Genomic DNA, 14,047 nt, shown 5'->3' on the forward strand with positions numbered 1-14,047 from the left:
GACGCGCCCCGACGGCGCCGGCCGGCCCGTTCCCCCCCGTCCCGCGTCCGCGCCCATCGGCCCCGCCCGGGTGCGGCCCGGCGCGGGGGAGCGGGGGCGGGGAGGGCAGGCTTCCGATGCGTCGGACCCGGCAGGACCGCGGTGCGGATTCCGCCGCTCCCGGACCTTCCGGCACACCCGTGCATCGGATACGTTCCCGTATCGGACGAGGGGGCGGTCATGACGGCGGGCGGTACGGCGGGGCGCGTCACCAGGCGCCGGCTGCGCACGCGCGCGAACCCGCTCGAAGCCGCGCTCTCCGCCTTCGCCTCCCAGGGCTTCGGGCACGTCTCGACCGAGGAGGTCTGTGAGGCCGCCGGCCGCATCAGGGGCGCCTTCTGCTTACACTTCGCCAACCTGGACGAACTGTCCTTCGCCCTCCACGCGGAACGCGCCGAGCTGATCGCCGGGCAGGTCGCCGAGGCCCTCGCCCGGGACGGACCCGACCTCGGCCTGCCCGCCGCCGTGGACCGCGGCACCGAGATCCTGCTCCTCGACCGCGACCGGCTGCTGGTGAGGACCGACTTCCTGGTGCACGCCGCCCGCGACCCGGAGGCGGCGCACGCCCTGCTGGAGCACCGGGCGCGGTCGCGGCGGGCCGTCGCGGACCGGATCGCCCGGACCCGCGGCCGCACCGGGCTGCCCGCCGTGCTCGGTGACGTCGAGGGCGCCGCGCACGCCGTGATCGCCGCCTACGACGGCGTCACCACCCGGCTGCTGCCGGACCGGGACGTCGCGGGCGCCCGGGCCCGGCTGAAACAACTGCTGACCGCGCTGCTCACCGGAGAACAGGAAGGGACGGTCGCCATGGATGCCGACGTCATCGTCGTCGGAGCGGGACTCGCGGGCCTCGTCGCGGCCCACGAGCTGACCAGCAGGGGCCGCAGGGTCGCCCTGGTCGACCAGGAGAACGCCGCCAACCTCGGCGGCCAGGCCTTCTGGTCCTTCGGCGGGCTGTTCCTCGTGGGCTCGCCGGAGCAGCGGCGTCTGGGCATCAAGGACACCTTCGACCTCGCCTGGAACGACTGGCGGGGCAGCGCGGGCTTCGACCGGCTCGACGACGAGGACAGCTGGGCGGTGCGCTGGGCGAGGGCCTACGTCGAGTGGGCGGCGGGAGAGAAGCGGTCCTGGCTGGACGGCCACGGCATCACCTTCCTGCCCACGGTCGGCTGGGCCGAGCGCGGCGGCCTCCGCGCGGACGGCCACGGCAACACCGTGCCCCGCTTCCACATCGCCTGGGGCACCGGGACCGGTGTCGTCGCCCCCTTCGTCCGGTACGCCCGGCAGGCCGCGGGCGACGGACTGCTCACCTTCCACCATCGCCACCGGGTCGACGAACTCGTCCTCGAGAACGGCACCGCGCGCGGGGTGCGCGGCACCGTGCTGGCCGAGGACGGCGCACCGCGCGGGGTCGCCTCCAGCCGCGAGACGATCGGCGAGTTCGAACTCACCGCCCAGGCAGTGATCGTCACCAGTGGTGGGATCGGCGCCGACCACGACATGGTCCGACGCCACTGGCCCGAGCGGCTGGGCACCCCGCCCCGCGAGATGGTCACCGGAGTGCCGGCCTACGTCGACGGGCGGATGCTCGGCATCAGCGCCCGCGCGGGCGTGCGCCTGGTCAACCGGGACCGCATGTGGCACTACACCGAGGGACTGCAGAACTGGGACCCGGTCTGGCCCGGACACGGCATCCGCATCCTGCCCGGACCGTCCTCGATGTGGTTCGACGCCCTCGGCCGTCGCCTGCCCGAGCCCTGCCTGCCCGGCTACGACACCCTCGGCACACTGAAGCACCTGCGCACCACCGAGGACCTCGCCGGACACGACCACTCCTGGTTCGTCCTCACCCGGAAGATCATTGAGAAGGAGTTCGCCCTCTCGGGCTCCGAGCAGAACCCCGACATCACCGCCAAGGACCGGGCCGGCTTCCTGCGCACCCGCCTGCTCGGCAAGGGCGCCCCCGGGCCGGTGGACGCGTTCCTGCGCAGGGGTGCCGACTTCGTGACCGCTCCCACCGTCGAACAGCTCGTCGAGAGGATGAACGCCCTCACCGACGAGCCCCTGCTCGACGCGGCCGTCGTACGCCGCCAGATCGAGGCCCGCGATCTGCAGATGGACAACGCTTACAGCAAGGACGTCCAGGTGCAGGGCATCCGCAACGCCCGCCGCTACATCGGCGACCGCCTCGGCCGCGTCGCCGCCCCGCACCGCATCCTCGACCCCGCGGCCGGCCCGCTGATCGGCGTCAAGCTGCACGTCCTCACCCGCAAGACCCTCGGCGGGATCCAGACCGACCTGGACTCCCGCGCGCTGGGCGCCGACGGCCGGCCGGTCGAGGGGCTGTACGCGGCCGGCGAGGTGGCGGGCTTCGGCGGCGGCGGTCTCCACGGCTACAACGCCCTGGAGGGCACCTTCCTCGGCGGCTGCCTGTTCTCCGGCCGGGCGGCCGGACGGGCGGCGGCCGACCGGACGGCGTAGGGCCCGCGGCTCGCCCCTCAGTCCCCCGGGAGACGGGCCGGCGCCTCGGCGCGACCGGTCTCCGGGCTCTTGGCGGCGGTCAGCAGGGTGACCGGGCCCCTCCCGGCGGGCTCACGGAAGGGGGTCCATGAGTTCGGCGGCCTGCGGAGCGGCGAGTTCCGCCTCATAGCGCTCGCGGAACTCCTCGTACGGCCGGTCGGCTGCGTGGTACCGGCGGCACAGCTTTGTGGAGGGGGCAGCCCCTCGGGCCACTCGTCCACCCGTGCCGCGTCCCTCGCCGGACCGCGCGGCCACAGCCGGTCGGCCGGGACCCGGGCGCCGTCGTCGGGCTCGGGCGGGTTCGTGGACACGGCGCACGCGCACGCTCGTGGCCGGGCCCCTTCCGGCGACGTCCCGCGGGAGTGCTGCGGCGCACGGGGCCGGGCACGGCGGGGTGGTTCCCACGGGGCGCCGCCCCCGGTTCCGTCCGCGTGGGGCGGGTACTACGACCGCCTGGGCCCGTGGCATGTCGGGAGGCCGTTCATGGAGGCACCGGACGATCTGCCGGTCGTCGGCACACTCGCCGAACTCACCGCGCTGGTCGAGCGCGACCGGGGCCTGTACGTCCGCTGGTCCCGCGGTCCGGCGGCCGATCTGCGCGCCGTGTCCAGCACCGACGACCTCACGGGCGTCGCCATGCCCGGACTGTCCGCGAACCCGCTCGACGTCGAGAAGTGGTGGCGGGACCGGCCGGTGGAGCTGTGGGTGGCGCGCAGGCTGTACGACTACGGGCACCTGCCGTGGGAGAAGGGGCCCGGCATCCGGCCCTGGGCGCTCAAGGGCCGGGAGGTCGCCCGCGGCCCCGACAACGAGCCGCTGGTCACGGACGTCCGTCCGCTGTGCTGGATCGACGAGGGCGTGATCGGCGAGGCACAGAAGGAAGTGGCCCGCCAGAAGAATCCCTGGGGGCCACTGCGCCGCACCGGCCGCTGAACGCCGCGCGGGGCTCCGACGAGCCGGCCGGACGCTCCCGCCGGCTAACCGGAGGAGCGCCGGGCGGCGACGCGGCGCTTCAGGGCGCGGCGTTCCGTCTCGCTCGTACCGCCCCACACCCCGATGGACTGCCCCGTGTCCAGCGCCCACTGGAGGCACTGCTCCCGCACGGGGCAGCGTCGGCACACGGCCTTGGCCTGTTCCGTCTGCATCAGGGCGGGGCCGGTGGTGCCGATCGGGAAGAAGAGGTCGGGGTCCTCGGTCCTGCAGGCCGCACGACTGCGCCAGTTGTCCATCGAGAGTCACCTGCGATCGGTGTGGATACGAACAGACGCCCTTTTGGGCGTCTTGCTCCTTTCGGGTGACCTGTCGACGGGCGGTGAAACAACGTGACGCCGTGCGAGCGGTCACTGTTCGCGCAGCCCCCAGGGCGAGCCGTACGCGGTCAGCAGCTCCAGGAACGGCTTCGCGGGGAACGCCTCGGGACCGAGCACGCCCGTGCCCGACCAGGCGCCGGTGGCCAGCAGTTCGAGGGCGACGACGGGATTGACGGCGGTCTGCCACACCACGGCCTGACAGCCGTACTCGGCCATGGACCACTGGTTGTCGACCACGTGGTACAGGTACACCTCGCGCGGGGCCCCGTCCTTCACGCCCCGCACCCAGGTGCCGGCGCAGGTCCTGCCGTGCATCCGCTCGCCCAGCGTCGCCGGGTCGGGCAGGCAGGCGGCCACCACGTCCCTGGGGGAGACCCGCACCGGACCCACCGGGCCGGGCACGGCCACCGGCTCGGTGCGGTCCAGTCCCAGCAGGTGCAGCGTCCTGAGCGTGTCGATGAACTCGCGGCCCAGGCCGTACTTGAAGGTCACCCGGCGGGCGTCGACCCAGCGCGGGACGAGCAGCACCTCCTCGTGCTCGACGTTCACGCACTCCACCGGGCCGATGCCCTCGGGGAAGTCGAACACCTCCGGCTCGCTGAAGGGTTCGGTGGTGAACCAGCCGCGGTCCCTCTCGTAGACCACGGGCGGGTTGAGGCACTCCTCGATGGTGGTCCAGATGCTGAAGGACGGTGCGAAGTCGTAGCCGTCCACCGTGAGGTTCGCGCCGTCGCGGACGCCGATCTCCTCGATCCCGTCGAAGAGTTCGTCGGCGGCGTACCGGGCGAACACGTCCGAGAGACCCGGCTCCACGCCCATGCCGACCAGGGCCAGCGCACCGGCCTGCGCCCATTCCTCGGACCGCGCGAACTGCTCGTCGCCGAGCTTGACCCCGCACTCCTCGTACGGCCGCTCGGCGTGCGGCCGGGACAGCGACATCGCCATGTCGACATAGGTGGCGCCGGCGCGGCGCGCGGCGCGGAACAGCGGCATCACGAACCGGGGGTCGGTGGCGTTGAGCAGGACGTCGCAGCCGTGCCGTGCGAGCAGCGCGGCCACCCCGTCCTCGTCGCCGGCGTCCACCCGCTCGGCGCGGAACCGGGCGCCCTCCGCGCCGAGCGCGGCGACCGCCGCCCCGGCCCGGGCCGGGGCGTGGTCGGCGACGACCATCCGGTCGAAGAACGGCCGCCGGGCCGCGACCCGGGTGACGGCGGTACCCACGCCGCCGGCTCCCACGAGCAGTACACGCATGACGGAGCACTCCCTTTCTGCCTCGTGGATCCTCATGGATCCGGGATGTGTGCACGGGGCCCCGGCCGGAGATACAACGTCTCGCGAGGACATAAGGTCAATGGTGTTGGCGTAAGAGTGCGAGGAGACGGTGATGCCGAAACGTGTGGTCCCCGAGGAACGGCGACGGCGCCGCAGGCCGACGAGGAGCGGCCGGGTGCTGTCCGAGACGCTGATCGTCGAGACGGCGCTCCGCCTGCTGCGCGAGCACGGCGGTGCGGGCCTGACCGCCCGTCGGCTCGGCCTGGCCCTGGACTGCGATCCGAGCACCCTCTACCGCTACTTCCGCGGCATGGACGAGCTGACCCTCGCCATCGGGGACGCGCTGATCGGCCGGGCGCTGCACGGCTGGCGCCCCACGGGTCAGTGGCGCGTCGACCTGCGGGCCGTCGGGCTGCGCATCCACGCCGCCTACGTGTCGCACCCGCAGGCCGCCGTCCTCACGGCGAGCCGGGTCTCCGGCCGGGCGAACGAACTGGCGGCCGACGAGGCGGTGCTGGACGTGCTGCGCACCGCGGGCTTCCCGCTGCCGGAGGCGGTCCGCGTGTACCACGCCTTCATCGACACCACACTGGCCTTCGCCGCCCTCGACGCCGCCTCCCTGGCGCTGCCCGGCGCCGCGCGCCGGGCCGACGAGGAGATGTGGCGCTCCACCTACGCCCGCCTGCCCGCCGCCACCCATCCCCGTATCGCCGAGGCGGCGCCCCTGCTGGCCACCCGCATGGTCACCAGCGCCTACCCGACGGCGCTGGACATGCTCCTGGAGAGCGCCGGGAACGGCCTGGCGCGGTGCCAGGGCCCGTGGCCCCGGCGAGACCCGGAGGACACCCCCTAACGCCGCAGGGCCCGCGCCGCCGCTTCCGTGACCGCGTCGGCCACCGCCGCCAGTGCGGGGGAGTCCAGCTTCCACTGCTGCCAGTACAGGGAGACGTCGACCTCCCGGTCCGGGGTGAACACCGTGAGGCGGCCGGCCCGCAGGAGAGGGTCGGCCTGGGCCTCGGGGACCATGCCCCAGCCCAGGCCCGCGGCGACCGCCTCGGCGAAGCCCTCCGAGGTCGGCACGTAGTGGCGCAGCGCGCTCGCCTCGGCGCGCCCGCGCGTGAGCCGGCGCACGAAGTCGTCCTGGAAGTCGTCCTTCCGGTCGAACACCACCACGGGCGCCCCGGGCAGCGCCTCCCGCAGCGGTCCCGCGAGATGCCGTACGGCGAACTCCGGGTTCGCCACCGGGAGGTAGCGCATCCGTCCCAGATGCCGCACGGAGCAGCCCGGCACCGCGTCCGGCGACGAGGTCACCGCGGCCATCACCGTCCCCTCCCGCAGCAGTGCCGCCGTGTGGGCCTCGTCCTCCCGGCGCAGTTCGAAACGGAGCCGCGAATCGGCCGGCAGGCGGGTGAGGGCACCCAGGAACCAGGTCGCCAGCGAGTCCGCGTTCACCGCCACCGGCACCCGGGTCGGCTCCCCGGCCCCGCTCAGCCCCAGTTCGGCGTACGCGTCACGTTCCAGCCGGCCCACCTGTCGGGCGAGCCTGACCAGCACCTCGCCCGACTCGGTCGGCCGCACCGGCTTGGTGCGCAGCAGCAGCACCCGCCCCGTGCGCTGCTCCAGCGCCTTCACCCGCTGGCTCACCGCCGAGGGCGTGACGTGCAGCGTGGCCGCCGCCGCGTCGAACGTCCCCTCGTCCACCACGGCGAGCAGGGTCCGTACCTGGTCCAGCGGAAGATCCGTCATCACGAAGGCTAAGGGTACGTAAGAATCCTTAGCTGTACTGCAGAGTGCTCCCACCCGTAGCGTCCTCCGCATGACCAGCGCCCTCACCACCGCCGCCGCCGGATTCGGCACCGGCCTCTCCCTCATCGTCGCCATCGGCGCCCAGAATGCCTTCGTCCTGCGCCAGGGCGTCCGCCGCGACGCCGTACTCGCCGTCGTCGGCATCTGCGCCCTGTCCGACGCGGCCCTCATCGCCCTCGGGGTCGGCGGGGTCGGCGCGGTGGTCGCGGCCTGGCCCGGCGCGCTGACGGCGGTCGGCTGGATCGGCGGTGCGTTCCTGCTCGGCTACGGAGCCCTGGCCGCCCGCCGGGTGCTGCGTCCGGCCGCCGCCGGACTGGGGACGGAGGGCGAGGCGGCGACCTCACGGCGCCGCGCCGTGCTCACCTGCCTCGCGATGACCTGGCTCAACCCGCACGTCTACCTCGACACGGTGTTCCTGCTGGGCTCGGTCGCCGCCGACCACGGTCCGCTGCGCTGGACCTTCGGTCTGGGCGCGGTACTGGCCAGCGTCTGCTGGTTCGCGGCGCTCGGCTTCGGCGCCCGCCTGCTGAGCCGCTTCCTGGCCCGCCCCGCAGCCTGGCGGGTCCTGGACGGCCTGGTCGCCGCCACCATGATCGTCCTCGGCCTCACGCTGATCGCCGGAGCCTGAGCCGCCGCCCGGCCGCCGCGGTGCCCGTCCCCGGGCCCCGCCCGGCCGCCGCGGTGCCCGCGCCGCTCCGTGACCGGGTGCGGGGCCGTCCTACGGTGCTCCGCTGCGCCGGTGCATCGCGTACTGCTCCATCAACTGGCCGCGCGTCGTCTCCAGCCGGTGGGCGAGCACCTCGGCGACACTGCGCACCAGGACCATCCCGAGCGACGGGTCCTCCTCGCAGAGCCGGAGCACGGCCGACGCGTCGAACTCGTAGGCGCGCACCGGGCTGAAGGCCACGGCACCGAAGTCCCACCGGTAGGGCGGGAACAGCCAGGACCAGCCCAGCAGATCACCCGAGCCGAGACCGGCGACGGTCACCCGGTGCAGGTCGTTCACCCGCTGGTCCAGCGAGACCGCGCCGGAGCGGATCACCCAGAAGCGGTCGGCCACGCCTCCCGACTCGAAGATCCGGGTGTCCTCGGGGAAGGACGCCTCCCGCGCCAGTGTCATCAGGCGCTCGCGCTGCGGCAGGGGAAGGGCGGTCAGGAGTTTGATCGCTTTGGTCATGGCGCGGGGCTCCTCGCCGGGCATTCGGTTCCGGTGCTTTCCCTACGTTCATTTCAGCCGCTGCGGCCGTTCGGGGCACCTCGGCGGACACGAGAAGTCCGGTTCCTGCCCGCCGGTCCCGGCCAGGCAGGAAAAAGCCCTGGCTGGACGGGGGAAACCAGCCAGGGCCGTAAGCGGTGGTGTCCGGAGGACGGGGTGTCGACTCCGCCACCACATGTGAATGAAAGATAAACCATCCTGGTGCCGTCCGGGCGATCGGGTCATGTGACCTGTTTCACCGGCCCCGTCCGGCGCACTCGTCCACGACCCGGACCGTGACCAGGCCGGGGTCCGACGGAGCCGGCAGGCGCGTGCCCGTGGCCGGCGCCGTCCGCGGACGGCAGAGCACGGGCTCGGTGAGCCGTCCGGCCGGGACGCCGGGCGGATACGGCGTGCTCGTCCCGGCTGCGACCCGCCCGGCGGTCCGGGCCGCCGGCCCGCCCTCGGCCGGACCGGGCCGGAGAACGCGTCCCGCGGCAGCGCCCGGACCCGGGTGGGCCGGTCGTCAAGACCGCCCGGCGCCGGCGCGTCGCCCGGGAACACCGCGTGTCCGGGCGTCTCGCGCCCCGCGGGATCCGCCTCCCGGGCCCGCTTGCGCCCGGGAGGAGTGAGGGCCGGCCGTCCGCTGTGGCGGTACTCCCGGTGTTCCAGGACCGGCTCCCGGCTGTGGCCGGCCGTCATGGGTTCCGGTGCCCGGCAACGGCCTGCGCCGGCCCGCGGGGCCGGGCACTCCGTTCAGCCCTCCGCCGCGTGCCTGCCCGGCGTCAGAATCTCGTCCAGCACCCGCAGCACCACCCCGTAGGCCACCCCGCGCACCTCGGCGTCGCGCGCCGTGCCGGGATCACCGGTGTCCGCCCGCCGCAGTTCGTCGCCCCGGGCCCGCCAGGTTTGCTCCTCCTGCGCCGCGCAGGCCCGTGCCCGCCGGATGCGCCGCAACAGTTCGTCCGAATCCACCACGTCGGTCATAGCGTCCGCGTACCCCCGTGCGCCGATCGGACGACAGGAGTGCGGAGAACGGCCGAAAGGTTTGCCGCTACCGGGACAGGTGAGCCGAAAAGGGAGGTCCGAGGCGTTATCCGCCCATTCCGTCACCGATCAGGGAGCCGCGCGATGTATGAGGAGCACACGACCGAACCCCTCGAAGTGCCCGGCGCGCGCCGGGCCGGGCCCTCCTGCCCGTGCCGTCCGGCCGAGGTCCGCGAGGCCGTCGTGCGGGCGGTGTCCGAACGCTGCCGGGCCACCCGCACCCCCTGCGACGCCGACGCCCTGGAGGACGCCCTGCTCGTCGCTTCCGAACTCACCACCAACGCCATGCTGCACGGCGGCGGGGTCATCGACTTCCAGGTCGACGTGAGCGGTCCCGGAGTGCGTCTGTCGGTGAGCGACCGCAGTGACGAACTGCCCGTCGCCGTGCCGCCGACCGACCGGCAGGGGCGTCGTCGTCCGGGCGGTCACGGCTGGCCCATCGTGTGCCGGCTGTCCCGCGACGTCCGGGTGTCCGACCTGCCCGCCGGCGGCAAGTGCATCACCGCCGTGGTACCCCTGCCCTGACCGGCCGTAACGGGCCCCGGCACATCGTGCGAAGAAGCGGAGTTTGTTCTACCGGCGAGGGGGCAATCGGAGGTTCGTGCTTCGGACCGGAGGCGCGCCAGCGGGAGCGGTACGACCGCCGTGGACCCTCCGGGCGTCCCGGCGGCGTCCCTCCCGCGGTAGATCCCTGAAACCACCGTTCGGGAGCGAACCGCATGCTCATTGACACGACCGCCCATCGTTCCGGCCCCTCCGACACGACGGCCGCCGCGCCCCGCAGGCGGCACGACGACGCCCCCGACACCACCTCCCTCTTCACCCGGCTGGCCTCCCTGGAGGACGGCCCCGAGCGGGACGCCGTCCGTGACGAGCTGGTCACCGCGTGGCTGCCCATGGCCCACCGCATCGCCGGCCGCTTCCGCGACCGCGGCGAGTCCGTCGAGGACCTGCGCCAGGTGGCCGCCCTGGGCCTGGTGAAGGCCATCGACCGTTTCGACCCGAGCCGCGGGGCCTTCGAGAGCTACGCCGTCCCCACCATCACCGGCGAGGTCAAGCGGCACTTCCGCGACCGGATGTGGGCCCTGCGCGTGCCCCGCCGGGTGCAGGAACTGCGCAACAAGGTGCGGGTGGCCCGGCGTGAACTCACCCAGAACCCCGGCAGCCCCGAGCCGTCCGTGGCGGACATCGCTGCCCACACCGGGCTGACCGAGGAGGAGGTCGGTGCCGGCATGGAGGCCCTGGAGAGCTTCAGCACCCTCTCCCTGGACGCGGAACTGTCCTCCGACGACGACGGCTACAGCCTCGCCGACACCCTCGGCGCCGCGGACGCCTCCTACGACGTCGTCATCGACCGCGAGTCCGCCAAGGAGGGGCTGCGCAGGCTGCCGGAGCGCGAGCGCGCCATCCTCTACATGCGTTTCTTCGAGGACATGACCCAGAGCCGCATCGCCGACCGGCTGGGCATCTCCCAGATGCACGTCTCCCGTCTCATCAGCCGCAGCTGCGCCCGGGTGCGTGCCGACGTGATGGGACAGCACACCGGCCACCGGGGCACCGGCGGACACTCGGCGACGGCGTGAGCGGCGCCGGGCCCATCAGGAAGCGGGACACATGCTGAAGCCCCACCCCACCGTGCTGCGCCGGCTCGTCGAGGAGTACGAGACCCTGACGGCTGCCGGAGGCGGACCGGCCGGCCCGGACCCGCGGACCGGTGATCTGGCGTACACCCTGTGCGTGTCGACCGGCACCCGCGACATACGCCACGCACTCACCACCGCGCGCGGCTGGCTGGCCGCGGCCGGGCAGGACGCGTGCGAGGCCGGCACCCCGGCCTCCGTATGACCCGCGGTGCGCGGGGAACCCGAAGCGGATGAGCGAATCCGAGATTCCCCCGGAAGGCAAGGCCGTAGACGTCTATCTCGACCTCCTGCGGGTCCGGATGGACACCGAGGACTACCGGCTTCTGCTCCATGTGGTGGAGCCGGTCCTCCAGGCGATCGAGGAGCACCGACTGTCCGGCATGGACCTCGCGCTGGACGGCGGGGACGAGGAGCTGCCCCAGGAGGTCCGTGACGAGGCCGCCCTCGTCATCGCCACCGCCGTCACCGGACGCCTGGACAACGAGGTGGTCGAGCTGGAGGTCGACGACACCGGACCGGTCCGGGTGGTCACCGACGCGGCGACCGCCGCCGATCCCTCCCGTCTGGACGAGATCGCCGACTACATCAGGGACCGCCACCGCCAGAACGAGGAGCTGCGAGGCATCGCGAAGGCCAGCGGTCTCCCGACCGACTTCTGAACCGCGCCCGCGCGTACGGCCCCGGCGACCGCCGGGGCCGTACGCGCGGGCGCGCCACGACGAGCCCCGGCCGGCCAGCCCCGGCCGCGACGACGGATCCGGGCACGGACGAGGGCGGACACGTCCGGTCGGCTCGAGGCGTGCGGCGGCGGGACGGACCCGGGCGCGCCGGCCCGGCAGGCCGACGCGGGCTTTCCGGCCGCCGGGACGGCGCGCCCGCCGCACCGGTGTCCGCGGTGGCGGCCGGCTCAGGGTTCGGGCGCCTTCACCGGGACGCCCAGGGGGCGGGCCAGGCCCACCACGGCCTCGTCCAGGCGCTCCAGGTGGCGCAGCACCCGGTCGGTGACGCGGCCGTAGCGGACGGTGCCGTCGCCGCCCAGGAGGGACGCGATGCTCGGCCCGGTTCCGACCGGCGCGGTGACGTCCTCGTCGGCGACGCGGTCCGCGATCGTCACGATGTTGCGCACCGTACGCCCCGCCGCCCCGCGCAGCCGGGGGTCCGCCGCGATCGACGGGTGGGTCGGCAGCAACTCCGCCGTGGCAGCCAGCGAACGCGCGTGGTACGCGCACGTCTCGAGGAGCGCCACCACATAGCGCGCGGTGGCGCGTCGGCCCCGCAGCGGGGTGATCGGATGCGTCAGCGGCTGGGTCGCGGAGCGCAGGTCGCCCAGCGCCTGGTCCAGCTGCCGTGCCTTGTCCAGCAGGTCGCCGACGGGCCCGCCGCTGAGCTGTCCGACGGCTGCCTCGGTCACCTCGGCGAGCCGCTCCAGGACGGTGACCAGCAGCTCGTTGGTGCGCCGGTCGGTGCGCACCGGCAGGATCAGGGCCGCCGCGACCACCCCGCAGGCCGCGCCCAGCGCCGTCTCCTCCACCCGCAGCACCAGCACCTCCCAGCTGTAGGTGTGCAGCAGGGTGTAGAGCAGCCCCAGCATCGTCGTCACGAAGAACGACATCAGCGTGTAGGACAGCGGCGCCGTGTAGAACATCGCGAAGATCAGCACCAGTACCAGGACGAAGGCCGTCCAGGTGTGGGAGCCCACCAGGCCGGCCAGCACGATGCCGGCGACGACGCCGAACACCGTGCCCAGCAGCCGCCGGTAGCCCTTGACCAGGATCTCACCGGTCGAGGCCGTGTTGATGAACACGATCCAGCAGGTGAGCACCGCCCAGTACCAGCGGTCCGTGGACAGCAGCTCGCCGCCGACGATGGCCAGCGTCGAGCCCACGGCGACCTGCACGGCGGCGCGCGTGGTGGGCCGTTGCAGCCCTTTCCGCGGCTCGGCCGGCCCGCTCTCCTCGCCGACGTCGATGGCGGCGTCCTCGGCGTCCAGTTCCTCCCGCGAGCGTGCTGTCGCCGGGCTGTCGTCCGACTCGTCCTGCGGACCCTCCAGGGCGACGCGCAGCCCCATGACGGCGCGGGCGGTCTCGCCGACGGCCCGGAACACGTCCTGTACGGCCGGTGTGGCGTCCGGCAGGTTCTCCTCCTCCCGGTAGCCGAGCAGCCGGTTGCGCAGCTGGGCCATGCCCGTTCCGCCGCTCCCGGCGCGCACCACCAGCGCCCGCAGCGCGAGCAGATCCCGCCGCAGTACGGCCGTGGACTCGTCCGGGCCGGGCAGCCGGCCCACCGCCGGAGCGGGCGCGCCGGGCAGATGCAGGGTGAGGGTGTCGGCCCGCTCGGCGCTGCGCGCCGACAGCAGGAGCAGGCCGAGCCGCTCGGCGGCGATCTCCGCGTCCGCGATCCGGCGCTGCACCAGCCGCGCCGCCGACTCGTCCGGCGTGCCCTCCTCCAGCCGGCTCTGGATCATCAGGGCCGTCTCGTGCAGCCGGGCGTTGCCCTCCCGCACGTCCTCCAGCGCCTTGTCCACCTCGTCAGGCCCGGCGTCCAGCAGTGCCAGGTACGCGGAGACCAGCCGGCCCAGCCGGGCCCGGAAGGCCTGGCGCAGCCGGGCGAGCGTCCTCGCGGGTGTCATGGGGACGAGGGCGAACCGCACCAGCGCGCTGCACGCGAACGCAACGGTCAGGGCGGCCCACAGCTCCGGCAGTCCGGAGGCGGAGGCACCGACGAACAGGGACAGGAAGTAGACCTGGAAGCCGATCAGTCCGAGCGCGGTCCCGCGGTCGCCGAACCGGCGGCCGTAGACCGCGCAGAAGATGAGGGCGACGAAGAGGACGTCCCCGGCGACGACCCGTTCGCTGAGCACCGCGCCCAGCGACACGGACACCAGCGCGACCGGCAGGCCGGCGGCCAGCGTGACCGCCTGGGCGCCGCGCTGCCGCTCCCGGATGGAGAAGGTGGCGACCATCGCCGCCATCGCGCCCGCCACCAGACGGGTGGTGTCCGATCCCGTCGAGGCGAGCACGGCCAGCGTCAGTGAGACCGAGCCCACCGTCCGCAGCCCGGCCGTCAGCCGCAGCAGACCGGGGTCGGACGCCGCCAGACGGTCCCGCAGCCGTGCCCGCACCGAGCGCCCCGCCGCCTTCACTTCGCCGTACTCTCTCCCGTCACGCACGTACACCCGGATGCCGGCGGCGCCGGGCGCGAACCGTCTCCCGCTC

Annotated in this window: 15 protein-coding genes and 1 pseudogene; 9 read left to right on the forward strand and 7 right to left on the reverse strand. The window is 74.0% G+C overall.

Annotated features, from left to right (window positions below; genetic code table 11):
- Nucleotides 1-219: 219 nt before the first annotated feature.
- Both KYY02_RS24870 and KYY02_RS24875 read left to right on the forward strand, forming a co-directional pair.
- Nucleotides 220-399, forward strand: a pseudogene (locus tag KYY02_RS24870) (TetR family transcriptional regulator); the annotation flags it as partial.
- Between the two features lie 447 nt (nucleotides 400-846).
- Nucleotides 847-2,520, forward strand: coding sequence for an FAD-binding dehydrogenase (locus KYY02_RS24875; protein WP_371241607.1), 1,674 nt, complete (start codon nucleotides 847-849; stop codon nucleotides 2,518-2,520).
- A gap of 17 nt (nucleotides 2,521-2,537) precedes the next feature.
- Here the strand turns inward: KYY02_RS24875 and KYY02_RS24880 are convergent, their stop codons facing one another.
- A complete protein-coding gene (locus tag KYY02_RS24880; protein ID WP_371241537.1) occupies nucleotides 2,538-2,870 on the reverse strand; it encodes a DUF488 family protein, N3 subclade in 333 nt (110 codons plus the stop codon).
- Nucleotides 2,871-3,042: 172 nt separating this feature from the next.
- Between KYY02_RS24880 and KYY02_RS24885 the strand changes: the two genes are divergently transcribed.
- Entirely contained in the window at nucleotides 3,043-3,492 is a 450-nt protein-coding gene (locus KYY02_RS24885) for a DUF6098 family protein (protein WP_371241539.1), read from the forward strand.
- Between the two features lie 44 nt (nucleotides 3,493-3,536).
- Here the strand turns inward: KYY02_RS24885 and KYY02_RS24890 are convergent, their stop codons facing one another.
- Nucleotides 3,537-3,788: a WhiB family transcriptional regulator gene (locus KYY02_RS24890; RefSeq protein ID WP_371241541.1), complete on the reverse strand. Its 252-nt coding sequence runs from the start codon at nucleotides 3,786-3,788 to the stop codon at nucleotides 3,537-3,539.
- Between the two features lie 111 nt (nucleotides 3,789-3,899).
- A complete protein-coding gene (locus KYY02_RS24895) occupies nucleotides 3,900-5,120 on the reverse strand; it encodes a saccharopine dehydrogenase family protein (protein WP_371241543.1) in 1,221 nt (406 codons plus the stop codon).
- A 133-nt stretch (nucleotides 5,121-5,253) separates the two neighbouring features.
- Here KYY02_RS24895 and KYY02_RS24900 point away from each other — a divergent pair, with 133 nt between their 5' ends.
- Nucleotides 5,254-5,994 carry a TetR/AcrR family transcriptional regulator gene (locus KYY02_RS24900; RefSeq protein WP_371241545.1) on the forward strand — a complete coding sequence of 247 codons (741 nt, stop codon included), beginning with the start codon at nucleotides 5,254-5,256 and terminating at the stop codon, nucleotides 5,992-5,994.
- Here KYY02_RS24900 and KYY02_RS24905 read toward each other — a convergent pair.
- On the reverse strand, nucleotides 5,991-6,887 hold the full coding sequence (locus tag KYY02_RS24905) for a LysR family transcriptional regulator ArgP (protein WP_371241547.1): 897 nt from the start codon (nucleotides 6,885-6,887) through the stop codon (nucleotides 5,991-5,993). The two genes, KYY02_RS24900 and KYY02_RS24905, sit on opposite strands and share 4 nt — an antisense overlap.
- A gap of 70 nt (nucleotides 6,888-6,957) precedes the next feature.
- On the opposite strand from KYY02_RS24905, the gene KYY02_RS24910 reads away from it, so the two are divergent.
- Nucleotides 6,958-7,575: a LysE/ArgO family amino acid transporter gene (locus KYY02_RS24910; RefSeq protein ID WP_371241549.1), complete on the forward strand. Its 618-nt coding sequence runs from the start codon at nucleotides 6,958-6,960 to the stop codon at nucleotides 7,573-7,575.
- 90 nt (nucleotides 7,576-7,665) lie between these two features.
- Here the strand turns inward: KYY02_RS24910 and KYY02_RS24915 are convergent, their stop codons facing one another.
- A complete protein-coding gene (locus tag KYY02_RS24915; RefSeq protein ID WP_371241551.1) occupies nucleotides 7,666-8,124 on the reverse strand; it encodes a cyclic nucleotide-binding domain-containing protein in 459 nt (152 codons plus the stop codon).
- Between the two features lie 774 nt (nucleotides 8,125-8,898).
- Nucleotides 8,899-9,129, reverse strand: coding sequence for a hypothetical protein (locus tag KYY02_RS24920; RefSeq protein WP_371241553.1), 231 nt, complete (start codon nucleotides 9,127-9,129; stop codon nucleotides 8,899-8,901).
- Between the two features lie 144 nt (nucleotides 9,130-9,273).
- On the opposite strand from KYY02_RS24920, the gene KYY02_RS24925 reads away from it, so the two are divergent.
- The 4 genes from KYY02_RS24925 to KYY02_RS24940 all read left to right on the forward strand — a co-directional run bounded on the left by KYY02_RS24925 (nucleotide 9,274) and on the right by KYY02_RS24940 (nucleotide 11,491).
- Nucleotides 9,274-9,714: an ATP-binding protein gene (locus KYY02_RS24925; RefSeq protein WP_371241555.1), complete on the forward strand. Its 441-nt coding sequence runs from the start codon at nucleotides 9,274-9,276 to the stop codon at nucleotides 9,712-9,714.
- Between the two features lie 194 nt (nucleotides 9,715-9,908).
- On the forward strand, nucleotides 9,909-10,772 hold the full coding sequence (locus KYY02_RS24930; protein WP_371241557.1) for an RNA polymerase sigma factor SigF: 864 nt from the start codon (nucleotides 9,909-9,911) through the stop codon (nucleotides 10,770-10,772).
- Nucleotides 10,773-10,803: 31 nt separating this feature from the next.
- Nucleotides 10,804-11,034 carry a DUF5133 domain-containing protein gene (locus KYY02_RS24935; protein WP_371241559.1) on the forward strand — a complete coding sequence of 77 codons (231 nt, stop codon included), beginning with the start codon at nucleotides 10,804-10,806 and terminating at the stop codon, nucleotides 11,032-11,034.
- 28 nt (nucleotides 11,035-11,062) lie between these two features.
- Nucleotides 11,063-11,491: a hypothetical protein gene (locus KYY02_RS24940; protein WP_371241561.1), complete on the forward strand. Its 429-nt coding sequence runs from the start codon at nucleotides 11,063-11,065 to the stop codon at nucleotides 11,489-11,491.
- A gap of 248 nt (nucleotides 11,492-11,739) precedes the next feature.
- Here KYY02_RS24940 and KYY02_RS24945 read toward each other — a convergent pair whose 3' ends face one another.
- A complete protein-coding gene (locus KYY02_RS24945; protein ID WP_371241609.1) occupies nucleotides 11,740-13,974 on the reverse strand; it encodes an FUSC family protein in 2,235 nt (744 codons plus the stop codon).
- Nucleotides 13,975-14,047 lie beyond the last annotated feature (73 nt).

This window comes from Streptomyces pimonensis, assembly GCF_041380215.1.
Classification (GTDB): domain Bacteria; phylum Actinomycetota; class Actinomycetes; order Streptomycetales; family Streptomycetaceae; genus Streptomyces; species Streptomyces pimonensis.